General features: G+C 60.2%; 20 protein-coding genes and 1 pseudogene. 13 read left to right on the top strand and 8 right to left on the bottom strand.

Annotation, left to right across the window (positions count from 1 at the left end; translation table 11 throughout):
• Window positions 1-58 precede the first annotated feature (58 nt).
• Together trmA and BWR59_RS15420 are read right to left on the bottom strand one after the other, a co-directional pair.
• Entirely contained in the window at window positions 59-1,144 is a 1,086-nt protein-coding gene (gene trmA, locus BWR59_RS15425; protein WP_081566513.1) for a tRNA (uridine(54)-C5)-methyltransferase TrmA, read from the bottom strand.
• Window positions 1,141-2,433, bottom strand: coding sequence for an NCS2 family permease (locus tag BWR59_RS15420; RefSeq protein WP_081566512.1), 1,293 nt, complete (start codon window positions 2,431-2,433; stop codon window positions 1,141-1,143). Before BWR59_RS15420 ends, trmA begins: the two co-directional genes overlap by 4 nt.
• A gap of 307 nt (window positions 2,434-2,740) precedes the next feature.
• Between BWR59_RS15420 and BWR59_RS15415 the strand changes: the two genes are divergently transcribed.
• From BWR59_RS15415 to BWR59_RS15380, 8 genes and pseudogenes are all read left to right on the top strand, one after another.
• Window positions 2,741-3,259 (top strand): (2Fe-2S)-binding protein, encoded by a 519-nt coding sequence (locus BWR59_RS15415; RefSeq protein ID WP_081566511.1) that lies wholly within the window; start codon window positions 2,741-2,743, stop codon window positions 3,257-3,259.
• Window positions 3,256-4,242 carry a xanthine dehydrogenase family protein subunit M gene (locus tag BWR59_RS15410; protein WP_081566510.1) on the top strand — a complete coding sequence of 329 codons (987 nt, stop codon included), beginning with the start codon at window positions 3,256-3,258 and terminating at the stop codon, window positions 4,240-4,242. Before BWR59_RS15415 ends, BWR59_RS15410 begins: the two co-directional genes overlap by 4 nt.
• Complete coding sequence (locus BWR59_RS15405; protein ID WP_081566509.1) at window positions 4,242-6,461, top strand: xanthine dehydrogenase family protein molybdopterin-binding subunit; 2,220 nt, start codon at window positions 4,242-4,244, stop codon at window positions 6,459-6,461. The genes BWR59_RS15410 and BWR59_RS15405 overlap by 1 nt, the downstream gene beginning before the upstream one ends.
• Before the next feature lie 333 nt (window positions 6,462-6,794).
• A pseudogene (locus BWR59_RS15400) lies at window positions 6,795-7,679 on the top strand (glycine betaine ABC transporter substrate-binding protein); the annotation flags it as partial.
• An 18-nt stretch (window positions 7,680-7,697) separates the two neighbouring features.
• Window positions 7,698-8,627, top strand: a complete 930-nt coding sequence (locus BWR59_RS15395; protein WP_081566507.1) for an alpha/beta hydrolase — start codon at window positions 7,698-7,700, stop codon at window positions 8,625-8,627.
• Between the two features lie 371 nt (window positions 8,628-8,998).
• Window positions 8,999-10,438 (top strand): cytochrome ubiquinol oxidase subunit I, encoded by a 1,440-nt coding sequence (locus BWR59_RS15390; protein WP_081566506.1) that lies wholly within the window; start codon window positions 8,999-9,001, stop codon window positions 10,436-10,438.
• A 3-nt stretch (window positions 10,439-10,441) separates the two neighbouring features.
• Window positions 10,442-11,449 carry a cytochrome d ubiquinol oxidase subunit II gene (gene cydB, locus BWR59_RS15385; protein WP_081566505.1) on the top strand — a complete coding sequence of 336 codons (1,008 nt, stop codon included), beginning with the start codon at window positions 10,442-10,444 and terminating at the stop codon, window positions 11,447-11,449.
• Between the two features lie 56 nt (window positions 11,450-11,505).
• Window positions 11,506-11,673 carry a DUF2474 domain-containing protein gene (locus BWR59_RS15380; protein WP_081566504.1) on the top strand — a complete coding sequence of 56 codons (168 nt, stop codon included), beginning with the start codon at window positions 11,506-11,508 and terminating at the stop codon, window positions 11,671-11,673.
• Window positions 11,674-11,824: 151 nt separating this feature from the next.
• On the opposite strand, the gene BWR59_RS15375 is transcribed toward BWR59_RS15380, so the two are convergent.
• The gene (locus tag BWR59_RS15375) at window positions 11,825-12,949 is read right to left on the bottom strand and encodes a class I SAM-dependent methyltransferase (protein WP_081566503.1); all 1,125 of its coding nucleotides are present in this window, start codon (window positions 12,947-12,949) and stop codon (window positions 11,825-11,827) included.
• Between the two features lie 141 nt (window positions 12,950-13,090).
• Window positions 13,091-13,345: a helix-turn-helix transcriptional regulator gene (locus tag BWR59_RS15370; protein WP_081566502.1), complete on the bottom strand. Its 255-nt coding sequence runs from the start codon at window positions 13,343-13,345 to the stop codon at window positions 13,091-13,093.
• 337 nt (window positions 13,346-13,682) lie between these two features.
• Between BWR59_RS15370 and BWR59_RS15365 the strand changes: the two genes are divergently transcribed.
• On the top strand, window positions 13,683-14,459 hold the full coding sequence (locus tag BWR59_RS15365) for a ferredoxin--NADP reductase (protein WP_081566501.1): 777 nt from the start codon (window positions 13,683-13,685) through the stop codon (window positions 14,457-14,459).
• A 168-nt stretch (window positions 14,460-14,627) separates the two neighbouring features.
• Here BWR59_RS15365 and mscL read toward each other — a convergent pair whose 3' ends face one another.
• Complete coding sequence (gene mscL, locus BWR59_RS15360; protein WP_081566500.1) at window positions 14,628-15,077, bottom strand: large-conductance mechanosensitive channel protein MscL; 450 nt, start codon at window positions 15,075-15,077, stop codon at window positions 14,628-14,630.
• A gap of 197 nt (window positions 15,078-15,274) precedes the next feature.
• Here mscL and radA point away from each other — a divergent pair, with 197 nt between their 5' ends.
• Window positions 15,275-16,645: a DNA repair protein RadA gene (gene radA, locus BWR59_RS15355; RefSeq protein ID WP_062390018.1), complete on the top strand. Its 1,371-nt coding sequence runs from the start codon at window positions 15,275-15,277 to the stop codon at window positions 16,643-16,645.
• An 80-nt stretch (window positions 16,646-16,725) separates the two neighbouring features.
• On the opposite strand, the gene BWR59_RS15350 is transcribed toward radA, so the two are convergent.
• Window positions 16,726-17,094 carry a PilZ domain-containing protein gene (locus BWR59_RS15350; protein ID WP_081566499.1) on the bottom strand — a complete coding sequence of 123 codons (369 nt, stop codon included), beginning with the start codon at window positions 17,092-17,094 and terminating at the stop codon, window positions 16,726-16,728.
• Window positions 17,095-17,229: 135 nt separating this feature from the next.
• On the opposite strand from BWR59_RS15350, the gene BWR59_RS15345 reads away from it, so the two are divergent.
• The 3 genes from BWR59_RS15345 (at window position 17,230) to yjiA (ending at window position 20,656) form a co-directional block, all read left to right on the top strand.
• Window positions 17,230-19,299: a carbon starvation CstA family protein gene (locus tag BWR59_RS15345; RefSeq protein ID WP_081566498.1), complete on the top strand. Its 2,070-nt coding sequence runs from the start codon at window positions 17,230-17,232 to the stop codon at window positions 19,297-19,299.
• A gap of 26 nt (window positions 19,300-19,325) precedes the next feature.
• Entirely contained in the window at window positions 19,326-19,523 is a 198-nt protein-coding gene (locus BWR59_RS15340; RefSeq protein ID WP_081566497.1) for a YbdD/YjiX family protein, read from the top strand.
• Window positions 19,524-19,678: 155 nt separating this feature from the next.
• Window positions 19,679-20,656, top strand: coding sequence for a GTPase (gene yjiA, locus BWR59_RS15335; RefSeq protein WP_081566496.1), 978 nt, complete (start codon window positions 19,679-19,681; stop codon window positions 20,654-20,656).
• 61 nt (window positions 20,657-20,717) lie between these two features.
• Here yjiA and glyA read toward each other — a convergent pair whose 3' ends face one another.
• Both glyA and BWR59_RS15325 read right to left on the bottom strand, forming a co-directional pair.
• The gene (gene glyA / locus BWR59_RS15330; protein WP_081566495.1) at window positions 20,718-21,971 is read right to left on the bottom strand and encodes a serine hydroxymethyltransferase; all 1,254 of its coding nucleotides are present in this window, start codon (window positions 21,969-21,971) and stop codon (window positions 20,718-20,720) included.
• A 213-nt stretch (window positions 21,972-22,184) separates the two neighbouring features.
• Window positions 22,185-25,919: an EAL domain-containing protein gene (locus BWR59_RS15325; protein WP_081566691.1), complete on the bottom strand. Its 3,735-nt coding sequence runs from the start codon at window positions 25,917-25,919 to the stop codon at window positions 22,185-22,187.
• Between the last annotated feature and the right edge of the window lie 197 nt (window positions 25,920-26,116).

Raw genomic sequence — 26,116 nt, 5'->3', positions numbered from 1 at the left:
TGCCGAGGGTGGCTGGAAACGCCACCGCCGGCAAGTCGTGCTAAGGCAAAGCGCGATATCAGCGACGAACCAGCAGCACACCCGATTCCATGTGATGCGTATACGGAAACTGGTCGAACAGCGCGCAGCGCTCGACCCGATGGGTGTCGTACAGTTGGGCGATGTTGGCGGCCAGGGTTTCCGGGTTGCAGGAGATGTACAGGATGCGCTCGAAGCGGCGGGTCAGCTCGCAGGTGTCGGGGTCCATGCCGGCTCGCGGAGGATCGACAAAAACGCTACCGAAGTCATAGCTCTTGAGGTCGACACCGGCCAGACGACGGAACGGGCGTACGTCGTTCAGCGCCTCGGTCAGCTCTTCTGCCGACAGCCGCACCAACGACACGTTGTCCACAGCGTTGTCCGCCAGATTGCTCAGCGCGGCATTGACCGAAGTCTTGCTGATCTCGGTCGCCAGAACCTTGCGCACGCGGGTGGCCAGCGGCAGCGTGAAGTTGCCGTTGCCGCAGTACAACTCGAGCAGATCGTCTTCTCGATCGCCCAGTGCCTCGTAAGCCCAGCTCAGCATTTTCTGGTTCACGGTGCCGTTGGGCTGAGTGAAGGCGCCTTCCGGCTGGCGATAGCTGAAGGTGCGACCGGCCACTTCCAGCTCTTCGGTCACGTAGTCGCGACCGATCACCAGCCGCTGACCTTTGGAGCGACCGATGACGCTGACCTTCAAGTCCGCCGCCAGTTGCTCGGCTTCCAGCATCCAGGCGTCATCCAGCGGGCGGTGGTAGCACAGGGTAATCATGCCGTCGCCGGCCAGCGTGGTCAGGAAGTCAACCTGAAACAGCTTGTGGTTGAGCGTCTTGCTGGCTTCCCAACGATCCCGCAGTACCGGCATCAGCGCGTTGATCTGCTTGCTGGCGATGGGGAAGTCGTTGATCAGGATCGGCGTGTACTTGTCGCCCGGCGTGAACATCGCGTAGTGACGCTTGCCGTCGTCGCGCCACAGGCGGAACTCGGCACGCAGGCGGTAATGCTCGCGCGGGGAGTCGAATACCTGAGGCTCGGGGGCGTCGAACGGTTTGAGCAGCTCGCGCAGCCGCTCGGCTTTTTCGTCGAGCTGAAGGCTGTAGCTCGCAGGGTCGAACGTAGAACTCATGGATAGAAGCCCAGCTTGATCACGAACAGGATCGACAGGATGACCAGCGCCGAATTCAGCTCACGGCCACGGCCCGACAGAAGCTTGATCACTGTCCAGGAAATGAAGCCAAAAGCGATGCCGTTGGCGATGGAGTAGGTGAACGGCATCGCCAGCGCGGTGAGTACCACAGGCGCCGCTTCAGTGATGTCGTCCCAGTTGATTTCCGCCAGGCCCGAGGTCATCAGCACGGCCACGAACAGCAGGGCCGGCGCGGTGGCGAACGCCGGGACGCTGCCTGCCAACGGTGCGAAGAACAGCGCCAGCAGGAACAGCACGGCGACCACGATGGCCGTCAGGCCTGTGCGGCCACCGGCACTCACGCCGGCTGCCGATTCGATGTAGCTGGTGGTGGTCGAGGTGCCGAGCAGCGAGCCGGCCATGGCGGCGGTACTGTCAGCGATCAGCGCACGGCCCATTTTCGGCATGTGGCCGTCCTTGCCCATCAGCCCTGCGCGCTTGGCAACGCCGATCAGCGTGCCGGAGTTATCGAACAGGTCAACGAACAGGAAGGAGAAGATCACGCTGACCAGACCGATGTTCAGCGCACCGGCGATGTCCAGTTGCAGGAAGGTCGGGGCGAGCGAAGGTGGCATCGAGACCACGCCGCCAAACGGCGAGAAGCCCATCAGGATGGAGACGATGGTCACCGCCAGAATGCCGATCAGCACCGCGCCGCGCACTTTCAGGGCTTCCAGCGCCACGATCAGGGCGAAGCCGAGTGCAGCGAGAACCGGTGCGGGCTTGGCCAGGTCGCCCAGACCGACCATGGTGGCCGGGTTGCTGACGACGATTTCCGCGTTGTGCAGCGCGATCAGCGCCAGAAACAGGCCGATACCGGCGGCAATCGCCGAGCGCAGCGGCAGCGGGATGCTGTTGATGATCCATTCGCGAATGCGAAAGATCGACAGCAGGAAGAACATCACGGCAGAGATGAACACCGCACCCAGCGCCACTTGCCAGGTGTGGCCCATGTGCAGGACCACGGTGTAGGTGAAGAAGGCGTTCAGGCCCATGCCCGGTGCCAGCGCAATCGGGTAGTTGGCGATCAGGCCCATGACCGTGGAGCCAATGGCGGCTGCAAGGCAGGTGGCGACGAAGATGGCGCCCTTGTCCATGCCGGTCGCGCCGAGAATGCTCGGATTGACGAACAGGATGTAGGCCATCGCCAGGAACGTCGTGACCCCGGCCAGGATTTCCGTGCGCACATTGGTGTCATGTGCCTTGAGTTGAAACAGCCGCTCCAGCATGTATGGCTTCCTTTGGCGTCCCGCGCCATGAATTGAATCGACTAGAAGAGCAAAGCACAGCCTGCCGAAACAGCCTGCACAAATTCTGCCAGTCGCAAAAAGCCGCGCATCATACCAGCAGCTTTGCCCGATGGCGCCTGGTGCTGGTCGCTTGATTGCAATTGTCCGGATTGGCGTCAATGGCGAGTGCACTGCTGCGGCGACACACGCTCATCACAAACCCTGAACGTTTGGCAAAACACGTAAGTCTCTACCCCTAGAGACGCAGATCGACTGCGCTGATCAAATACCTACCGTGAGGCTATCCATGAGCGCGACGAACCTGAAGGAATTCGCGGAGCATGCCATCGCTCTGACCCTGAACGGCCAAACCAGGCAGTTGAATGTGCAACCTTGGGCCACGTTGCTGGACGTGCTGCGCGAGCAGCTGGATCTGGTGGGTACCAAAAAAGGCTGTGACCACGGCCAGTGCGGGGCCTGCACCGTCTTGCGCGACGGCAAGCGCATCAATGCCTGCCTGACGCTGGCGGTCATGTGCGATGGCGCCGAACTGACCACCATCGAAGGGCTGGCCGAAGGCGATGTCCTGCACCCGATGCAGCAGGCGTTCATCAAGCACGACGCCTTCCAATGCGGGTATTGCACACCAGGGCAGATCTGCTCGGCTGTGGGGTTGGCAAATGAAGGGCGCGCTCGCACGGCTGACGAAATCAAAGAGCTGATGAGTGGCAATCTGTGCCGCTGCGGTGCCTACAGCAATATCCTCGCGGCGGTGGAGGAAGCGTTGCCACAGTCGGCGACCAAGGACGGAGGGCGTCAGGCATGAATCCATTCAATTACAGCAAGCCTGTCGAGGTCAGTCAGGCGATCAATCTGGCCGGTGCGGCCAGTCGCTTCATCGCCGGCGGTACGAACCTTCTTGACCTGATGAAAGAAAATATCGATCGCCCGGAGCACCTGATCGATATCACCGGGCTGCCCCTGAAAGACATAGAGGAAACGCCGAGCGGCGGGCTGCTGATCGGTGCGCTGGTGAGCAACGCCGATCTCGCGTGGCATCCGATGATCGAAGCGCGCTATCCGCTGTTGTCCCAAGCCATCCTTGCGGGTGCTTCACCCCAACTGCGCAACATGGCCAGTACCGGTGGCAACCTGCTGCAGCGCACTCGGTGTTATTACTTCTACGACTCGGCCATGCCCTGCAACAAGCGCGAGCCGGGGAGCGGTTGCCCGGCAAAAACCGGCCTGAACCGGATTCACGCCATTCTCGGCGCCAGTGACGATTGCGTCGCGACGCATCCTTCTGACATGTGCGTGGCGCTCGCAGCCCTGGATGCGGTGGTGCATGTAGAAGGAAGGGCAGGGAAGCGCAGCATCGAATTCGCCGACTTTCATCGTCTGCCGGAAGATTCACCGCAGCGCGACAACCAGTTGGCCGATGATGAGCTGATCACCGCCATCGAGCTGCCACCCGCCGGATTCGTTTCCCACAGCCACTATCTGAAGATTCGGGATCGCGCGTCGTACGCTTTTGCGTTGGTATCAGTGGCGGCGGCGCTGGAACTTGATGGCGACATTATTCGTGACGTGCGTTTGGCCTTGGGCGGTGTGGCGCACAAGCCTTGGCGTGACAAAGCCGTCGAGGAATCGCTCAAAGGCAAACCGGTCTCTCGGGAGAGTTTCGTTGCCGCTGCCGATGCCATGCTCAGAGACGCCAGGCCGCTCGCGCACAACGCTTTCAAAATCAAGCTGGCCCAGCGCGCGATTGTTCGTGCGCTGAGCGACGCCGCTGTAGGAGGGAACGTCTGATGAACGCGAAAATATCCCCGACCGGCAAGGTTTCACCCGTAGGCCAACCGCTGGATCGCGTCGACGGTCATCTGAAGGTCACGGGTCAGGCACGTTACGCCGGTGAATACCCGCAAACCGGGCTGCTGCATGGCAGCGTGGTGTCCAGCACCATCGCTTGCGGACGAATCGTAAGCATTGATACCACTCAAGCCTTGCAGGTGCCGGGCGTGGTTGCGGTGATCGACCATACCAACCGGCCCCATGTCGCCAGTTACGACAAGGATTACGAGGACGCCGATTCGGCGAAAGGCTCGCCGTTTCGGCCGCTGTATAACGACAAGGTGCTGTACAGCGGTCAGCCGTTGGCGCTGGTCGTTGCCGATACGCTGGAACTGGCGCGTTATGCGGGTTCGCTGGTGAACATCGAGTATGAAGTCGATGCCCACCAGACCGATCTGACCGCCGCTCAAGATGAGGCCCACACCGCGCCCGCTGAAACCCCCAAACCTCGTGGCGACTTTCAGACAGGTTTTTCCAAAGCTGCTTTCACCGTCGACGCCCGATACAGCACGCCGAACGAACATCACAACCCGATGGAGCCTCATGCCTCGACCGTTCTTTATCAGGATGACGGCAGCCTCGAGATCCATGACAAAACCCAGGGCACGCAGAACTGTCAGGACTACCTGCACAACGTGTTCGGCCTTGAGAAGGAGAAGATCCGCATTCTCGCGGCGTTCGTCGGCGGGGCTTTTGGTTCAGGGTTGCGGCCGCAGTACCAGCTACCGCTGGCTGTCATGGCGGCGTTGCAGCTCAAGCGCTCGGTTCGCGTAACCCTGACACGCCAACAGATGTTCACCTTCGGCTACCGCCCCAACACATTGCAGCGACTGCGTCTGGGTGCTGATGCCGAGGGGCGGCTGACGGCCGTGGGGCACGATGTGATCGGCCAGACTTCGCGCTTCGAGGACTTCACCGAGCACGTCGTGGAGTGGAGCGGCATGCTCTATCAATGCGACAAGGTGCAGCTCACCTACAAGCTTGCGCCGCTGGACGTCTACACGCCACTGGACATGCGCGCGCCGGGCGCGACCTCGGGCATGGTCGGCCTGGAGTGCGCGCTGGACGAACTGGCCTGCGCCGCTGGCATCGATCCGGTGCAGCTGCGCCTGACCAACTTTGCCGAGCGCAATGGCAACGAAGACAAGCCTTATTCCAGCAAGGAGCTGCGCGCCTGTTATCAACAGGGCGCCGAACGGTTTGGCTGGGACAAGCGCAATCCCGAACCGCGCAGCATGCGTAATGGCCATCAACTGGTCGGTTGGGGTATGGCGGGTGGCGTCTGGGAAGCCATGCAGATGAAAGCCAGCGCGAAGGCCAGTATCGACAGCGACGGCAAAATCACGGTGACCAGCGCGACCACGGATATCGGCACCGGCACTTACACGGTCATGACCCAGATCGCTGCCGAGGCACTGGGCGTGATGCCGCAGGATATCCATTTCGTGTTAGGGGACAGCTCGCTGCCGACTGCACCGTTGCAAGGCGGTTCGTTCACGGTGTCCTCGGTCGGAACCGCTGTGCAGCAAGCCTGCCGGGGACTGCGCACCAAACTGTTGGATGCTGTGCGCATGGCTCATGCGGAATTTGCGGTAGTGGACATGGAGGAAGTCGGATTCGGCGATGGTTACCTGCACATTCGCGGGCAACGATTTGCCTATGCCGACATCGTGCGTGAGTCGTCCCATGACGTGCTGGACGTGCGCATCGACGCCGAGCCGGACAAGAAGCGCGAGGGCTATGCCACAGCCACGCATTCTGCGGTGTTCGTCGAAGTGCTGGTGGATGAGGATCTGGGCACGATCCGGGTCAATCGGGTGGTGAGTGCCGTGGCGGCGGGGCGAGTGGTCAATCCCAAGACTGCGCGCAGCCAGATTCTCGGTGGTGTGGTCTGGGGTATCAGCCAGGCGTTACAGGAGGAAACCCTCACGGACCATCATCTGGGGCGCTTCATGAATCACAGCCTGGCCGAGTACCACATCCCGGTGAACGCGGACATCGGCGACATCGATGTGGTGTTTGTCGAAGAGAACGACGAGATCGTCAACGAACTCGGCTCCAAGGGTGTCGGCGAAATCGGCATCGTGGGTGTGGCGTCGGCGATCGCCAATGCCATCTACCATGCCACCGGCAAGCGGGTCCGGGAACTGCCGATCACGCTGGATAAGGTGTTGTAAGCCTTCGCTTTGATGGCCCAGCGCCTTCTGTCGGCCAACCCCGGGGCGTGGGAGGAAGCTTGCTCGCGAAATAATGGCCGTCTGAATGCCTCGGCATTGATTGACAGCCCGCCTTCGCGAGCAAGGTCCCTCCCACGAAATGTATTCTTCCTCGTAGCCTCCTCAGCCAATGTCGCCCCAGTGCAACCACAGGTCGCGCTGGTGCGCTTCGTGGAAGGTGCTGCTGCGTAATTTGCGTCAACGCGGCAGCATTCGAACTGCCGTGGGTCTTTAAGCCTTGAAAAGCTGCCGAAAAGAGCTGAATAAAATAACGAGCCGACCCGAGGAGCACGCATGAAGAGATTTATTCGTCAGATCAGCTGCGGTGTGTTGATGCTGAGCAGTACCGCCTTGATGGCCGCCGAGCCGGCCAAGTGTCAGAGCGTGCGGATGGGTGTGGTCAACTGGACCGACGTGATCGCCACCAGCGCGGTCGCCGAAGTACTCCTGCAGAACATGGGTTACGACGTCAAACAGACCAGTGCTGCCCAACAGATCGTTTTCGGTGGCCTGCGTGATGACCGCCTCGACGTCTTCCTCGGTTACTGGAAACCGGCGATGGACAAGAACATCGCCCCCTTCGTGGCCGCCAACCAGGTCAAGGTATTCGACACTCCAAGCATGAACGACGCCCAGGCGACCCTGGCCGTGCCGCAATACGTGGCCGACGGCGGGCTGAAAACCTTCGCCGACATCGCCAAATTCAAGGACAAGCTAGGCGGCAAGATCTACGGTATCGAGCCTGGCACGGGCGCCAACGCCAACATCAAGGGCATGATCGAGAAGAACCAGTTCGGTCTCGGTGGCTTCCAGTTGGTGGAATCGGGTGAAGCGGGCATGCTCGCCGCCGTGCAACGCGTCACCAAGCGTAACGAGTGGGTGGTATTCGTCGGCTGGACCCCGCACCCGATGAACATCAACATGAAGATCGCCTACCTCACTGGCAGCGAAGACGTGTTCGGCCCGGGCGAAGGCGCTGCGACGGTATCGGTGGTAACCGCCCCGGATTACGCGACCCGTTGCCCGAACGTGAATAAGCTGATGACCAACCTGAAGTTCACGGCCGCTCAGGAAAGTCAGATGATGGTGCCGATCATGTGGCGTCATTGAGATCGCCACCGCCGGCAAGCCGGACTGCGACAGGTGTTCGTCGTTGGCCATATCAGCGATTTGAGACGGGTTGATGGGAGTACAGGAATGCGTTACCCCCTCTCGCCAGAAATGGCTCAATTCATCGGCAAAACCCTTAGTTTCAGCGTCGACTCGCTGGAAATCGCTGACCAGCGTCGCTCTTATTCGCGTATGTGCGAAGCCTTCACACCCGCTCGCCCACCGCAACTCGAGGTCAAGGATTTCAGTCTGGCCGGTGTCGCGGTGCGCAGTTATCGCCCACGTCGCCTGTCCCTGGAACACCCGGCGCCCTGCGTGGTTTACCTGCACGGCGGCGGTTGGGTGGTTGGCGATCTGGATTCTCACGATTTTCTCACCGCGGCGCTGGCGGTTGATCTCAACGCGGTGGTGATCGCCATCGACTACCGATTGGCGCCGGAACACCCGTTCCCGGCAGGCTTCGACGACTGTCTTGAGGTCTGGCATGCCCTGCAGATTCAGGCACTGCGGCTGGATATCGACCCTCGGCGAATAGCCGTGGCCGGGGATAGCGCGGGAGGCAACCTGGCGGCTGCCTTGTGTCTGGCCTTGCGCGAGGCCGGCGAGCGGCAGCCGGTTGGGCAGGCGCTGGTCTATCCCGGACTTGGCGGTGCCGACGATCTGCCTTCACGCAGGGAATGTTTCGATGCACCCTTGCTCAGTACCGCAGATCTGGACCTCTATCGGCAGCTTTACCTGCCAGAGGACGAGCACTCGCCCTACGCAATGCCGCTCAACGCCAAGGATTTTCGCGGGTTGGCCCCTGCGTTCATCGCCGTGGCGCAGTTCGACCCATTGCGCGACGATGGGGTCTGCTATGAACGGGCACTGCGCGAGGCGGGCGTTTCGACCGAGTTCGATCCCGGTCCTGGTCTGGTGCACGGCAGCCTGCGCGGCAAAGGCCTGGTGCCGGAAGTGGATGCGCTTTACCGACGACTGGTCACGGCGCTGCTCGGGTTCCTGCGCATAACGCTCTGACACCCGCAGGGCTTCCTTCTGAGAGCCGGCCTCTGAGAAGTCTTTCCCCCGCCAATGCGATCCCTCTGATCCGGTTTCGAGCCAACTGCTCTGCATCAAGGGGTGAGGCAACTCGCCACGCGACAAAAGACCACGCGGAGCATGTGCCGAAATGGGACTACTCTTTCAACGTCGGTTGATCTGCATCAATTCTGCGGTTGGTTTTGATTGATCTGTCGGCTTGACACAACTCCCGCGTCGCCTTTTTTGCTTATGGGGCCCGAGCGCGAAACTAAAAAGAACAAACGCAATACCTCGTACTCAATACACCGTGGGGGCAGTCGCTGAAGGCCCCGGGTCTGCAGCCGGTACCACCTGATAGAGGAAGACCTATGTTCGGTTTAGAGGCACTCGATCTCGCCCGAATTCAGTTCGCGTTCACTGTTTCATTTCACATCCTGTTCCCTGCCATCACCATCGGTCTGGCGAGTTTTCTCGCGGTGCTCGAAGGCCTGTGGCTCAAGACTCACGACAACACCTACCGCGATCTTTACCATTTCTGGTCGAAGATTTTTGCCGTGAACTTCGGCATGGGCGTGGTCTCCGGTCTGGTCATGGCGTACGAATTCGGCACCAACTGGAGCCGATTCTCCGACTTCGCCGGCGCGATCACCGGTCCGCTGCTGACTTATGAGGTGCTGACTGCCTTCTTCCTGGAGGCGGGTTTCCTGGGGGTCATGCTGTTTGGCTGGAACCGCGTGGGTCGAGGTTTGCACTTTTTTTCGACCGTTATGGTGGCAGTTGGCACGCTGATTTCTACCTTCTGGATTCTGGCTTCGAACAGTTGGATGCATACGCCGCAAGGTTACGAAATCGTCGATGGCCGCGTTATTCCGGTCGACTGGTTTGCCGTGATCTTCAATCCCTCGTTCCCCTACCGTCTTACTCACATGGCCATTGCCGCGTTCGTGGCCACAGCGTTTTTCGTCGGTGCATCGGCGGCTTGGCACCTGCTGCGCGGTCGCGATAATCCTGCGATTCGGCGGATGTTGTCGATGGCGATGTGGATGGCGCTGATCGTTGCGCCGATTCAGGCCATGGTAGGCGACGCCCATGGTCTGAACACCCTGGAGCACCAGCCTGCGAAAATTGCTGCGATCGAAGGTCACTGGGAAAACGTAGGGGACGAACCCACTCCGCTGATTCTGTTCGGTTGGCCGGACATGAAAGAGGAGAGAACAAAATACGCAGTAGAAATCCCGTATCTGGGAAGCTTGATATTGACGCACAGTCTGGACAAGCAGATCCCGGCATTGAAGTCCTTTCCCCCAGAAGACCGACCCAACTCAACCATCATTTTCTGGTCGTTTCGGATCATGGTTGCGCTTGGCTTGCTGATGATCGCGACCGGTTTGTGGAGTGCCTGGCTACGTTGGCGCGGAAATCTCTACAGCAACCGGCTGTTTCTTACCCTCGTCATGTGCATGGGACCCTCGGGGCTGATCGCGTTGCTGGCGGGGTGGTTTACCACTGAGATCGGGCGTCAGCCCTGGGTGGTTTACGGGCTGATGCGCACGGCCAATGCATCGTCCAATCACAGTGTCGAACAAATGAGCCTGACGCTGGTGCTGTTCGTCGTGGTCTATTTCATGCTGTTCGGAGCAGGCTTCGGCTACATGATGCGTCTGGTTCGCAAAGGTCCGAAAACCCACGAGGGCGCCGATACGACTCACGGCGGGCCAGGTCAGAAACGCACGCCGGCACGCCCTCTCTCCGCTGCGGATGAAAGCAGCACCGATGATCGTAAAGACCGCCTGACTGAGGGGAATTGAGCCATGGGTATCGATCTGCCATTGATCTGGGCCGTGATCATCATCTTCGGCATCATGATGTACGTCATCATGGACGGCTTCGATCTCGGTATCGGGATTCTGTTTCCTTTCATGAAGGACAAGACTGACCGTGACGTGATGATGAATACTGTCGCCCCCGTGTGGGACGGCAACGAAACCTGGTTGGTACTGGGCGGTGCCGGATTGTTCGGGGCGTTCCCGCTGGCGTATTCGGTGGTGCTCGAAGCGCTGTATCTGCCGCTGATCTTCATGCTGATCGGGCTGATTTTTCGCGGCGTGGCGTTCGAGTTCCGCTTCAAGGCCACCGATGCCAAGCGCCATCTTTGGGACAAGGCGTTCATCGGCGGCTCGCTGGTGGCGACCTTCTTCCAGGGCGTGGCGCTGGGTGCTTACATCGACGGCATTCCGGTGGTCAACCGCGCTTACGCGGGGGGCGGGCTGGACTGGCTGACACCGTTCTCGCTGTTCTGCGGCCTGGCGCTCATCGTGGCGTACGCCTTGCTCGGCTGCACCTGGCTGATCATGAAAACCGAAGGCGACTTGCAGAAGGCCATGCATGATCTGGCGCGGCCACTGGCGCTTGTCACGCTGGTGGTGATGGGCATCGTCAGCCTGTGGACGCCGCTGGCGCATCAGGACATCGCTGACCGCTGGTTCAGCATCCCGAACCTGTTCTGGTTCATGCCGGTGCCTGCATTGGTTCTGGTGACCATGTACGGGCTGTTCAAAGCGGTGGAGCGCAATGCGCATTACACGCCGTTCCTGCTGACGCTGGTGCTGATATTCCTCGGCTACAGCGGTCTGGGTATCAGCCTGTGGCCGAACATCATCCCGCCCGCGATATCGATCTGGGATGCCGCTTCGCCACCGCAAAGCCAGGGCTTCATTCTGGTCGGCACGCTGTTCATCATCCCGTTCATTCTGGGTTACACCTTCTGGAGCTACTACGTGTTCCGCGGCAAGGTTACCCACGAGGACGGTTACCACTAGTCGCCATCGGTCCCGGCGTGCAGTCGGGGCCTTTTTCGAGAAGAGAGGGTTTAGCGATGTCCGGCAAAGAATCTTTTCACGACGAAGATCCTGCGCAGAAGAAACCGCTCTGGCAGCGTCTCGGCTGGCTAGTGGTCATCTGGGCGGGGAGTGTGTTTGCGCTGTTCATCGTCGCCAGCTTGCTGCGCATGTTCATGACAGCGGCCGGGATGAAGACGCATTGAGTGTTTTTTGAACAAAAAACCCCGCTTCGGCGGGTTTTTGCGTGTACGACTTCCTGATTTCAGCACAGATCCCTGTAGCCGTCCGGCTTGCCGGTGGAAGCGATCTTGAGGACGCCACTGCCGGCAAGCCGAACTGCTACAGGGATGTCGCTTATTTGCGGGCCTTGAGAATCACGAACTTCGGCGTCGCTGCCACTTGCTCCACACCCCGGAACAGCCGCGACAGTTTGGAGTGATAGCCCAAATGCCGGTTCCCTACGATGTACAGCGCGCCGCCCGTCACCAGCGCAGAGCGAGCCTGCTGGAACATCCGCCACGCCAGAAAATCCCCCACCACTTGCTGCTGATGGAAAGGCGGATTGCACAGCACCACGTCAAGTGAATCGGGTTCTTGACCCGCCAGCCCATCACCCGCACGGATTACAGCTTCGCGGTCACCCAGCGCAAGCTGCCAGTTTTCCTGAGCCGATTGCACCGCCATGAACGACTCGTCCACCAGCGTGTACTGCGCATCGGGGTTGGCCAGCGCGCTGGCAATTGCCAACACGCCGTTGCCGCAGCCCAGATCCGCTACCCGCGCCGTCCCCAGGCTCTTCGGCAGATGCGGCAGGAACGCGCGAGTGCCGATGTCCAGGCCGTCGCGGCAGAACACATTGGCGTGATTGATCAGTTCGATCTTCGGCTCGTCCAGCGTGTAGCGAGTGGGGAAGGGCGATGGCTGAAAGGTTTTGACTTCAGGGGTACAGAACAACAGGCGTGCTTTTTTGACCGCCAACGAGGCCTGAATCGGGCCGATGTACTCTTCCAGGAGTTCGCCCGCCGAACGTGGCAGGTGTTTGATCATGCCGGCTGCAACGACTTTCGCGCCGGGTGCCAGTTGGCCTTGCAGGCGGATCAGTTGCTCTTCCAGGAGTGCCAGGGTTTTCGGCACGCGGATCAGCACCCAGTCGAACGGCCCGGTCAGCGCTTCGCTGGCGGGGATCACCGGCACGGCATCGTAGGCTTGGCCGTTGCGCGCCAGATTCTTCTCCAGGCCCTGCACCGCCAAAAACGAATCGGTGCTGCTGGTGACCGCGGCATGCGGCGCCAGGCTGGCTGCCAGTGCGCCGAAGCTGTCATTGAGAATCAGCACGCGGGTCTGCAGCGTCAGCCCGTGTTCGGCGACGTGATTGAGCAGGTACTCGTCGGCGGCATCGAATGCCTGCAGCGGTTCATCCGACTGCTCCGGCTGGCGAATCAGGTCGAGCTCGGCGAAAGGCGTGGTCAGCAGGGGCATGTGCAGGGTATTTCCATTCGTTGGCGACGCGTTCAGGCGCTCGGCGGATGTCATGTAAGCGCCGTTGCAACCGGACTCACGAAACCAGCGATTTTACGTGTTTTTCGGTGTTTCGCACCTGAGCTTTTTGCCCCGGTATCTTTACACCTGGAATACCCCGTTGAGTGCCGCTCTCACTACTGCGGATGTCTTGTTGGTCACGCCCATCTTGCGAATCGCGCTACTGATGTGGAAGTTTACCGTTCGCAGCTTCAAATCCAGAATCATCGCCACTTCAGCGGCGGTCTTGCCCTCTGCGGACCATTTGAGCACTTCCACTTCACGAATCGTCAGTTCCCTGGTTGCGAGAGGAATGCCATCTGTGACCTCTGGCAGGTTCAGTGTCTGATGTTCCATGACAAGCCTCCGTGCTTGATTTCAATCAACTGTCGTTTTGATTGAAGTCTAGGAACAAAACGCGTTTTGCGGTTTGCCGGCGGCCAGGCGCGAGCGACGAGAACAGCGTATGGCCGAGAGCCGGTTTCGTGAAAAAGTGATTGTATTCAGGGTTTTAAAAAGCTGGCGGCCTTTGTCCTGTGTCCAATCGCGATAAGCCCAATCGCGAAACGCTCTAAAAACGACCAGATTTCTTGACCTTCCCTTGAGAGATACCACTACAAACCCACGGTGTTTATTGCGGCACTTTTGCGGGAGACTTAGCCCTCGATCAAGCGACAGGAGCCAGGAGCGCCCCATGACTGCCAGTGCAGAGAAGTTCACCCGGCAAACGCTGCTGGACGTCACTCCCCTTACCCCAAGCCTGTTCACGTTGCGCACTACCCGCGATCCGGGTTTCCGTTTTACGGCAGGGCAGTTTGCGCGGCTGGGCGTCACCAAGGCGGATGGCAGCACGGTCTGGCGGGCCTATTCGGTGGTGTCTTCGCCCTTCGACGAGTTTCTCGAATTCTTCTCCATCGTGGTGCCGGGAGGGGAGTTCACCAGCGAGCTGAGCCGCTTGCGCGAGGGCGACACGTTGATGGTGGAAAAGCAGGCGGTGGGTTATCTGACGCTGGACCGCTTCACCGATGGCCGCGATCTGTGGATGTTATCCACAGGCACAGGCGTGGCCCCGTTTCTGTCGATTCTGCAGGACTTCGAGGTGTGGGAGAAATTCGAGCGGATCATCCTGGTGTACAGCGTTCGTGAAGCGCAGGAACTGGCCTATCAGGAACTGATCGCCGACCTGACCCAGCGTGAGTACCTGGCCGAATACGCGCACAAGTTTCAGTTCATTGCTACCGTCACCCGTGAGGAACATCCGGGCGCGCTGCACGGCCGGATCACCACGCTGATCGAAAACGGTGCGCTGGAAAAGGCTGCAGGTGTGGAACTGACGCCGGAGCATTCGCGGGTGATGATCTGCGGCAATCCACAGATGATCGACGACACCCGAGCACTGCTCAAAACCCGCGACATGCGCCTGGCCCTGACCCGCAAACCGGGGCAGGTGGCGGTGGAGAATTATTGGTAGGACGGAAACTGCCATGCCGGCAAATCATCACCTGTGGGAGGGCGCTTGCTCGCGATTGCGGTGTGTCTGCCAATGTCATTTCAATGACCCGGCGCATTCGCGCGCAAGCTTCCTCCCACTGGGGCTGCGTCAGCACTTCACAAACGGTGCCGACAGCCAAGCTGCCGCTCAGACCAAACGATCCGGATTCACCTGGATTGGCGCAGCAGGCTTGCTGTTCTGCTCTTTCAACAGGTCGCGGATTTCGGCCAGCAGGGTTTCCTGCGGGGTTGGAACCGGTGGGACGGTCGGGGCCTTGGCCTCTTCGCGCTTCAGGCGGTTGATCGCCTTGACGCCCATGAAGATCGCGAATGCCACGATGATGAAGTCGATCACGGTCTGAATGAACTTGCCGTACGCCAGTACCACCGCCGGTGCCGTTCCCTCTGCGCCTCTGAGGGTGATTGCCAGATCACTGAAGTCCACGCCGCCAATCAGCAGCCCCAGGGGCGGCATGATTACATCGCCGACGAACGACGAAACGATCTTGCCGAATGCCGCGCCAATGATGATACCGACGGCCATGTCGACCACGTTCCCTTTGACGGCAAAGGCTTTGAACTCGCTTAGTACGCTCATGGTGTATTCCTTTGTTACAGATGAGGGTGGTGGATGCAGTGTATGTCAGCTACACGCATCTCGCGTAATCCATGCAATCGACCGGCTCAGGGCGGGTTAGTTTTATCGAATCACGCAAAAGGGTGGTCCTGCTTGCCCGCACACGCAGGCGTTTGAGCCATGGGGTATGATTCCCCCTTTTTTGCGGCGGGGGTTTCATGGCCAAGGCCAAACGCATGTATGGCTGCACCGAGTGCGGCGCGACCTTTCCCAAATGGGCCGGGCAATGCGGCGAATGCGGCGCCTGGAACACCCTGGTAGAGACGGTCATCGAAAGCGGCGGAGCGGCGGCCCCCAGCGGTCGTGCGGGCTGGACCGGCCAGCAGGCGCAGATCAAGACCCTGGCCGAAGTCAGCGTCGAAGAGATCCCGCGCTTCTCCACCAACTCCGCGGAACTTGACCGCGTGCTTGGCGGCGGCCTTGTCGACGGCTCAGTGGTGCTGATCGGTGGCGACCCCGGCATCGGCAAATCGACCATTCTTTTGCAGACCCTCTGCGCCATCGCTGAACGCATGCCGGCGCTGTACGTCACCGGCGAAGAATCCCAACAGCAAGTGGCAATGCGCGCCCGTCGCCTGGGGTTGCCGCAGGACAAACTGCGGGTGATGACCGAGACCTGCATCGAAAGCATCATCGCCACCGCGCGGGTCGAGCAGCCGAAAGTCATGGTGATCGACTCGATCCAGACGATTTTCACCGAACAACTGCAATCGGCGCCGGGCGGCGTATCGCAGGTTCGTGAGAGCGCTGCGTTGCTGGTGCGGTACGCCAAGCAGAGCGGCACGGCGATCTTCCTGGTCGGCCACGTGACCAAGGAAGGCGCTTTGGCCGGCCCGCGCGTGCTCGAACACATGGTCGACACCGTGTTGTACTTCGAGGGGGAGTCGGACGGTCGTCTGCGTTTGTTGCGGGCGGTGAAAAACCGTTTCGGCGCGGTCAACGAACTAGGGGTGTTCGGCATGACCGACAAGGGCCTGAAAGAAGTCTCCAACCCTTCTGCGATTTTTCTGACCCGCGCACAGGAAGCTGTTGCGGGCAGCGTGGTCATGGCGACGTGGGAAGGCACCCGGCCCATGCTGGTCGAGGTTCAGGCGCTGGTGGATGACAGTCATCTGTCCAACCCTCGCCGCGTTACGCTGGGTCTGGATCAGAACCGTCTGGCAATGCTGCTGGCGGTACTGCATAGGCACGGCGGCATTCCGACTCACGATCAGGACGTGTTCCTCAACGTGGTCGGCGGGGTGAAGGTGCTGGAGACCGCGTCAGACCTGGCGCTGATGGCCGCCGTGATGTCCAGCCTGCGCAATCGGGCATTGCCGGGTGATCTGTTGGTGTTCGGGGAAGTGGGCCTGTCAGGCGAAGTGCGTCCGGTGCCCAGCGGTCAGGAACGCTTGAAAGAAGCGGCCAAGCACGGCTTCAAACGCGCGATCGTGCCCAAGGGCAACGCGCCGAAGGAATCTCCGCCTGGCCTGACCGTGATTGCCGTGACCCGGCTCGATCAGGCGCTGGATGCGTTGTTTGAGGAGTAACCTCCGATTGCCTGCCCGAATTAGCTGAGCGGCAGCTCCTACAGGGATTGGGTTCTGCCGAGAATTTGAATCAGGTCATCTCAAACCTCAATCAACGCCGCCAACTCCCGCTCCAGCTCGTCGTGATCCGCCAGATTGAGTTCGATCAATCGCCGCAAGTGGGTCACTGAGTCCAGCCCGATGTGTTCACAGACGAACCCCAGATGGTTGTGATCGTCGTGGGTCAGGCGTACTTCCATCTGCACATCGATATCGACGTTCAGATGAATATCGACGATGAACGGCTCGGCGGGATTACCGAGCCACGGTGATGGGCGCTCAATCAGCAGACCTTTTAGCGACAGGTCGATGAGGTGAACCGCCCAACTCTTGTCGCCCTGAGTCAACTCGGTCTTGGCGTCGAACGAAATGCGTTTAAAGCGTCTGCGGTCTTCGTGGGAATCTGTCATGTGTCGACTTCTCCTTGGCTGCTTTGACTATAGGTGAAATCCCGCGCTAGACCATTGTGGGGGGTGGCCTTTCGCTTCAGCAGCGCTAAACTCTGGAGGCTGCTCACACAAGTCCACTCAGCTGGAAATAAAAAAATGAAAAACAATAATAGTCTGCTGCGCCATGTGCCCTGGCTGATGGTTGCGATTCTTGGGGCCTGGGCCCTGGGAGTGGTTGCATTGCGTCGGGGAGAGGCAATCAACGCACTCTGGATCGTGGTCGCTGCGGTTGCCATTTATCTGGTCGCTTACCGTTACTACAGCTTGTTCATCGCGTCGCGCGTCATGCAACTGGACCCCACCCGGGCGACGCCTGCGGTGCTCAACAACGATGGTCTGGACTACGTTCCGACCAACAAACACATCCTTTTCGGTCACCACTTTGCTGCCATCGCTGGCGCTGGCCCGCTGGTCGGCCCGGTGCTCGCCGCGCAAATGGGTTATCTGCCCGGCACGCTCTGGCTGATCGCCGGCGTAGTACTGGCCGGTGCGGTGCAGGACTTCATGATCCTGTTCCTTTCCACCCGCCGTAACGGCCGCTCGCTGGGCGATATGGTTCGCGAAGAAATGGGCCGTGTTCCCGGCACTATCGCCTTGTTCGGCTGCTTCCTGATCATGATCATCATCCTCGCGGTGTTGGCGCTGATTGTGGTTAAGGCCCTGGCCGAAAGCCCTTGGGGCATGTTCACGGTCATGGCGACCATCCCGATCGCGATGTTCATGGGCATCTACATGCGCTACATCCGCCCGGGCCGCATTGGCGAGATCTCGGTGGTGGGCGTGGTGCTGTTGCTGCTGTCGATCTGGATCGGCGGTCAGGTCGCTGCCAGCCCTGAGTGGGCGCCGATGTTCACGTTCACTGGCATACAGATCACCTGGATGCTGGTGGGTTATGGTTTTGTCGCCGCCATGCTGCCGGTGTGGCTGGTGCTGGCGCCTCGGGATTACCTGTCGACCTTCTTGAAAATCGGCACCATCGTCGCGTTGGCAATCGGCATCCTGATTCTGGCGCCTGAGCTGAAAATGCCAGCCCTGACCCAGTTCACCGACGGCACCGGCCCGGTCTGGAAAGGCACCCTGTTCCCGTTCCTGTTCATCACCATCGCCTGTGGCGCTGTTTCCGGCTTCCATGCGCTGATCTCGTCGGGCACCACGCCGAAACTGCTGGATAACGAAGTCAACGCGCGTTACATCGGTTACGGCGGCATGCTGATGGAATCGTTCGTGGCAATCATGGCCATGGTCGCGGCTTCGGTCATCGAGCCAGGCGTTTACTTCGCCATGAACAGCCCTGCGGCCATCGTTGGCTCTGACGTCAATGCGGTCGCGCAAATGGTCAGCAGCTGGGGCTTCATCATTACCCCGGATCAACTGATCGCAACCGCGAAAGACATCGGCGAAAACACCGTACTGGCCCGTGCCGGTGGTGCACCAACGTTGGCGGTGGGTATCGCCCAGATCCTGCATCAGGCGTTCCCGGGCCAGAACACCATGGCGTTCTGGTACCACTTCGCGATCCTGTTCGAAGCGCTCTTCATCCTGACTGCAGTTGACGCCGGTACCCGTGCCGGTCGCTTCATGCTGCAAGACTTGCTCGGCAGCTTCGTGCCATCGCTGAAACGCACTGAATCCTGGACCGCCAACGCCATTGGCACCGGTGGTTGCGTGGCGCTGTGGGGTTATCTGCTGTATCAGGGCGTGATCGATCCGCTGGGCGGCATCAACACCTTGTGGCCGCTGTTCGGTATCTCCAACCAGATGCTGGCCGGTATTGCCCTGATGTTGGCCACTGTCGTACTGATCAAAATGAAGCGTCAGCAGTATGTGTGGGTCACAATCCTGCCGGCCTCATGGCTTTTGATCTGCACCGTGACTGCAGGCTTCATCAAACTGTTCGACCCGAGCCCTGCGGTAGGCTTCCTGGCGCTGGCGAAGAAGTACAGTACGGCGGCAGATGCCGGTCAGGTGCTGGCGCCGGCCAAATCCATGGACCAGATGCAACACGTGATCTTCAACGCATACACCAACGCGGCGCTGACCACGCTGTTCCTGTTTGTGGTGCTGAGCATCCTGTTCTATGCAATCAAGGTAGGACGGGCCGCCTGGACCAAGAAAGAGCGTACCGACAAGGAAGCGCCATTCCAGGCCTTCCCGAAAACCAACTGAGTGCGCTGTGAGGCGAGGAGCTGCATATGTTCAATGACCTGAGTCGTTTGGGTAAGTATCTGGGCCAGGCTGCACGCCTCATGGTGGGCATGCCGGACTACGATAACTACGTCGAACATATGCAGAACAAACACCCGGACAAACCGGTCATGTCGTACGAGGCGTTCTTTCGCGAGCGCCAGGATGCGCGTTACGGTGGCAAGGGTGGGCCCAAGTGCTGTTGATGGCTTGAGTCCGATTACGCGTGTTTGAAGAGCGCGCCACGCCTGTCGTGGCGCGTTTTCATTTGAAGACTTTCATTGTCTGGGCCGCCCTCTCGCGAATGAGTTCGCTTTCACAGGATGACGCGGCGTAGACATCAGAAGATGCAGGAGAACGCATGACCGCTTCGCAACCTATTCCCGTCACCGTCCTGAGTGGTTTCCTCGGCGCGGGCAAGACCACGTTGCTGCGTCACCTGCTCAAGGAAGAGCACGGCCTGAAAATCGCCGTGATCGAAAACGAATTCAGTGATGCCGGGGTCGACACGCAATTGCTGGGCGATGAGCCCGTGCAAGTGATGACGCTGTCCAACGGCTGCGTTTGCTGCACCATCCACACTGACCTGACCAAGGCGCTGTTCCTGCTGCTGGAGCGTCTGGACAGTGGCGAGATCGCCTTCGACCGTCTGGTGATCGAGTGCACCGGCCTGGCCGATCCGGCTCCCGTGGCACAGACCTTTTTCATCGATGAGGAACTGCGCGAGCGCTACATCCTCGACGGCATCATCACCCTGGTCGACGCCGCGCACGCCGACACCCATCTCGAACAGACCATCGCCCAGGCCCAGATCGGTTTCGCCGACCGCCTGCTGGTGAGCAAGACCGATCTTGTAGACGAGGCCACTTTCAAGGCCCTGAGCGGGCGGCTTGCACGTATCAACCGCCGTGCGCCGATTCGAGTGGTCGAACACGGCAAGATCGACCTGGCTGAGTTGCTGGATGTGCGTGGCTTCAACCTGAATGCCGACATCGGCGGCATGGTCCTTCGGCCGGCGGCACCTGCGGGACGTTCCATCGACCGCATCAGCAGCCTGGTCCTGCGCAGCGACAAGGCGCTGGATATCGACAAGCTCAGCGAGTTCATGAACGAGTTGCTCGAAGACCACGGCAAACAGCTGCTGCGCTACAAGGGCGTGCTGAACATCGCCGGTGAAGAGCGCAAGCTGGTGTTCCAGGGCGTGTTGAAGCTCTACGGCTTCGATTTCGATGTCGAGTGGGGCGCGGATGAGAAACGCGAGAGCGTGATCGTGTTCATCGCCGATGACTTGCCCGAGGAGAAGATCCGGGAAGGTTTTGCCAGAGTGGCGGCGGAGTAATCCGCCCAGACACAAAAAAGCCCGGCACAAGAGCCGGGCTTTTCATTTCAAGCGACTGCTATCAAGCGCCGTAAACCGGCAGTTTGGCGCAGATGGCTTTGACTTTCTCACGAACGGCGTCGATCACCGCTTCGTTGTTCAGGTCAGCCAGGATGTCGCAGATCCAGCCAGCCAGTTCCTTGCACTCTGCTTCCTTGAAGCCGCGAGTGGTCACGGCCGGAGTACCGAAGCGCAGGCCGGAGGTGACGAACGGGGAGCGTGGGTCGTTTGGCACGGAGTTCTTGTTCACGGTGATGAACGCCTTGCCCAGAGCGGCGTCGGCGTCTTTACCGGAAATGTCCTGCTTGATCAGCGAGAGCAGGAACAGGTGATTCTCGGTACCGCCGGAAACCACGTCGAAACCGCGCTCGATGAACACGCCGGCCATGGCCTTGGCGTTTTTCACCACTTGCTGCTGGTAAGTCTTGAACTCAGGCTGCAGTGCTTCCTTGAAGCAGATCGCCTTGGCCGCGATGACGTGCTCCAGAGGACCGCCCTGGCCGCCCGGGAATACGGCGGAGTTCAGTTTCTTCTCGATCTCGGCGTTGGCTTTGGCCAGGATCAGGCCGCCACGTGGACCGCGCAGGGTCTTGTGCGTGGTGGTGGTCACGACGTCAGCGAACGGAACCGGGTTCGGGTAGACACCCGCAGCAACCAGACCGGCCACGTGAGCCATGTCGACGAACAGGTAGGCACCGACCTTGTCAGCGATGGCGCGGAAGCGAGGGAAGTCCAGGATCTGCGAGTAGGCAGAGAAACCGGCCACGATCATTTTTGGCTTGTGCTCGACTGCCAGACGCTCGACTTCGTCGTAGTCGATCAGGCCGTTGCCGTCGATGCCGTATTGAACGGCGTTGTACAGCTTGCCGGAGGAGGAAACGCTGGCGCCGTGGGTCAGGTGACCGCCGTGGGCCAGGCTCATGCCCAGAATGGTATCGCCAGCATTCAGCAAAGCCAGGTAAACGGCGCTGTTGGCTTGCGAGCCAGCATGCGGCTGGACGTTGGCGTAGTCGGCACCGAACAGCTCTTTGGCGCGGTCGATGGCCAGTTGCTCGACGATGTCGACGTATTCGCAGCCGCCGTAGTAACGCTTGCCTGGGTAGCCTTCAGCGTATTTGTTGGTCAGTACCGAGCCTTGGGCTTCCATGACAGCGGGGCTGGTGTAGTTTTCCGAGGCGATCAGCTCGATGTGCTCTTCCTGGCGCTTGGCTTCTTGCTCCATAGCGGCATACAGGTCGGAGTCGTACTTGGCGATAGTCAAATTACGGCTGAACATGGCGGTCCTCGGGGATCAGGCGATAGAAAAGGGGGGCATTCTACCCCATCGCGTTTTATCTGGCATATGAAAGCCGGTCATGTCGTGGACAAGCGGTTTTCATGTGGCTCAAGAGCTGACACCTGACCCTGCAGCGTCCGGCTTGCCGGCGGTGACGTCCTCAGGATCGCTGCCGCCGGCAAGCCGGACTGCTACGGTGGATATCGCGTCAGATCAATCCAGCATGAACAACGCATCGTTGCTGAACTGCGCCTCGAATCGCTGTGCCGGCATCGGGCGCCCGAACAGGTAACCCTGCACTTCATCGCAACCGTGTTCACGCAGGAACTCCAGCTGCTCAAGGGTTTCTACGCCCTCGGCGATCACCGCCAGGTTCAGGCTGTGGGCCATCGCGATGATGGCTCGGGCGATCTGCGCGTCCTGCTCCCCGGAAGGCAGGCCGTCAACGAAGGTGCGGTCGATCTTCAGCACGTCGATGGGGAACTGCTTGAGGTAGTTCAGCGACGAGTATCCGGTGCCGAAGTCATCCACTGCGATACTCAGGCCCAGCCGCTTGAGGCCATCGAGGATCTGCATCGCCTCGCTGACTTCGCGCATCAGGATACTTTCGGTCAGTTCCAGCTCCAGACAGGCCGGAGGTAGTCCGGTCTCCTGAAGGATATTGGCGATGCGCATCCCCAGTTGGCCGTCGGAGAACTGCCGCGCGGAAATGTTGACCGAGACTTTCGGCACGCGCACCTTGGCCTTGTGCCATTCTCGCAGCTGACGACAGGCTTCCTTGAGCACCCATTCGCCGACTTCCACCACCAGACCCAACTCCTCGAGCACCGGAATGAAATCCCCCGGTGGCACCAGGCCGCGACGTGGATGACGCCAGCGCAGCAGTGCTTCGGTGCCGGTCAGACGCTTGCCGTCGCCGCTGAACTGCGGCTGGTAGTACAGCGTGAACTCTTCCTGCTCCAGGGCATGGCGCAGGTCGCTCTCCAGTTCCAGTCGCTCAAGGGCACTGGCGTTCATGTCGGCCTGATAGAACTGGAAGTTGTTCTTGCCACGCTCCTTGGCGTGATACATCGCCGTGTCGGCGTTCTTCATCAGTTGGCTCAGCTCATTGCCGTCCTGGGGGCTCAGCGCGATCCCGATGCTGGCGGTGACGAAGAACTCACGGCCTTCCAGCACAAACGGTTTAACCAGGCTGGCGAGAATCTGCTCGGCCACGTGAATTGCTCGTGTCAGTGCGGCCTGTTGCGTGGCGCCGGGCTGCAACAGCAAGGTAAATTCGTCGCCGCCCATGCGCGCCACGGTATCGTCGTCGGCCACACACTCCAGCAGGCGTGCCGCCATGTCCTTGAGCATGCGGTCGCCCGCGGCGTGGCCCAGAGAGTCGTTGATCGGCTTGAAGCGGTCCAGGTCGAGGAACATCAGCACCACCCAGGCGTGCTGGCGTTCGGCATGTTGCAGCGCGGTATGCAAACGGTCCTGGAACAGCGTGCGGTTGGGCAGGTGGGTCAGGGCGTCGTAATAGGCGAGGCGGTGAATCCGCTGCTCGCTGGCTTTACGCTCGCTGATGTCGCTGAAGAAACACACGTAACTGGCCAGATCGCCTTCGTCGTCGAACACCGCCGTGATGCCGACCCACGCCGGATAATGTTCGCCATCGCGCCGCTTGAGCCACAGCTCGCCCTCCCAACTGCCGCGCTGATGCAGCTGCTTGAGGATGTACCCCATGTGCGCTTCTTGCTGGTCCTCGACCGTCAACATCATCGGCAACTGGTCGAGCACCTGAGGCACTTCATAACCGCTGACCCGACTGAACGCATCGTTGGCCTGAACGATATACCCGGCAGGGTCTGTGATCAGAATCGCCGAGGTCGAGTGCTCGAATACCGTCGCCGCCATGCGCAGGTCTTTTTCCGCGCGGCGCTGCTGACTGATATCCCGGCCCACGCCGAGGATGCCCTCGAACTTACCGGAATCGTCCCACACCAATACCAGACGCAGTTCCACCGGGATCTTGCGGCCATCGGCGCGCAGGCAGTCGAACAGGAACAGCTGCGTCGTCACTTCATTGCGCAACGCTTCGAGGGCGTCGGGCTTGCCCCGGGCCTTGCTGACACGATGCAGCAAGGCATCCAAAGTCGACAACTGCTGCGGGTTGGCGATGATCGAGTTCCAGCCGTTCTGCAGAATCCACTCGGCGCTGTAACCCAGTACCGCATTTACCGAAGGACTGACGTAGTTGGGTGCCAGCTTCTGGTCGGTGGAAAAGATCACATCGCTGATGCTTTCGGCCAGCATGCGGTAGCGCTGTTCGCTGTCACGCAGAGACTGGCTGGCCTCGACCTGCTCGGTAATGTCCTTGGCCACACCGATGATGCGTGTGACGCGGCCATTCTGGTCCGGGGCCAGGGCTTGCTCGCGAATATCGAAACGACGCCATTGCCCGAGTCGATCACGGAAGCGCAACTGGCATTCGGTCAACTCGCTGCGGCCTTCCTGAGCGCGGGTCAGGCGCAGTTCCTCGTAGCGGTCGGTATCGTCCGGGTGCAGCAGAATCTCCCAGAAGTACTCGCCCATCTGCTGCAAGTCTTCCTTGCTGTAGCCGAGTGTCTGGCCCAGATGATGGTTGCTGTAGATCATGCGTCGGCTGTCGACGTCCTGGACGTACAGATGGTCTGGGACCGTGCGTACCACGTCCGACCAGAAGCTTTCCCGCTCCAGCAGCGCCAGTTCGGTCTGCTTGCGGTTGGTGATGTCGTTGATGTTGAGGATGACGGCGTTGAATTCTTCGGGCTGCGCGGGCAGGCGCACCACCAGCCACAGATGCTGATCGTGACCCTCGGCGTCGGGCAGCAGGATTTCCAGTTCCAGCTGACTCTGGCCGTCGAGTACCGCCTTGATCAGTTGCACGCCAATGCCTTGGCGCGCGCGCGGGCAGCCCTCGATCAACTGCTGCCAGACACCCTCGGCAGACTCGGTGCGCAGCAGGCTCGCCGCAACCTGATTGACCTCGGTGATACGCAGTTGGTGCAGCAAACCCTTGAGGTGATCCGGATGCTCGATCAGGCGCTTTTCCAGTTCTTCGCTGCTGTGCAATTGCAGGTGTTTCAGGTACTCGGGCAGCCCGGACAGATCGAGCACGCACAACGCGACCCCGGTGCCTTCGAAGATATCCTTGTAGCGGCGTCGGCTTTCATGCAGTTGTCGCTGGCGACGGCGCAAGCTGCGCAACGCCAGCAACGGCACGATGGAGCAGAGCAGGGCGATCAGGCATTTGACGACCAGCGGCGCGATCAGGGCCTGACGGGTTTTCTCGGGATCGAACAGCCCACGCAGTTGCCAGTCACTGTTGGTCAAGGGTTCGAGCAACACGGTCTGCAGACTCTTGTCGGTCGAAGCCGTGTTGGCGGCGTCGCCCCGATAGATCAGCCGCTGTGTCGCACGGTCTTCCAGCTGCCAGGGGGCCTGAAAATCCTGATCGCTCTGGCGGGTCAGGGATTTCAACGCCTCAGGGTTCATGCGCAGGGCCCAGTAGCGCTCAGTCTCGTTTCCTGGCTGGCGCACGAACAGGTAAAACAGCGAGCCATCGTCGGCATCGGCGTAATAGTAGGTACGGCCCTTGACCCTATCGCGCTGGCGAGTCAAAAAGTCGGCGTCCGGGGTGCCCTCGACGGTGTCGGCGATGACATTGGCATCACTGTCCAGCCAGGCAACGCTTCGCAGATCGGGCATCGACTGGCGCAGGCGATCCACCGTCGCGGCGTGTTGCCCGGTGCTCTGCGGCTTGCCCTTGGCATCGTCCAGCATGTTCAGCGCGACCTGGGCGTTCAAGGCCATGTTCAGGCTGAGTCGGTCTGCCAGCTGGATGCTGTAATCGACGCTGCGTTGATGCTGACGGTCCTGTGTCTGCTGAAACTGCTCGACCAATTGCCACAACAAAAGCACGAGCATGAGCAGCACCAGCACTGCCAGCGCGCCTTTGAGCGAGCCTCGAAAAGGCGCGGCCGTGGCGCTTTTAGTAGAGCGCACGGAGGGAATGGGAGTAGGTGTGGACAAACTGTGATCCTGACTGCTGGACTGAATCAGCGTGTGCGAAATGCACTATAAGCTCGACGCCCAAAGGGCGGCTAGCATGCCCTGACTTGTGG

The organism is Pseudomonas sp. Bc-h, assembly GCF_002080045.1.
In the GTDB taxonomy this organism is placed as follows: domain Bacteria; phylum Pseudomonadota; class Gammaproteobacteria; order Pseudomonadales; family Pseudomonadaceae; genus Aquipseudomonas.
This window is presented reverse-complemented; position numbering and strand designations above follow the sequence as displayed.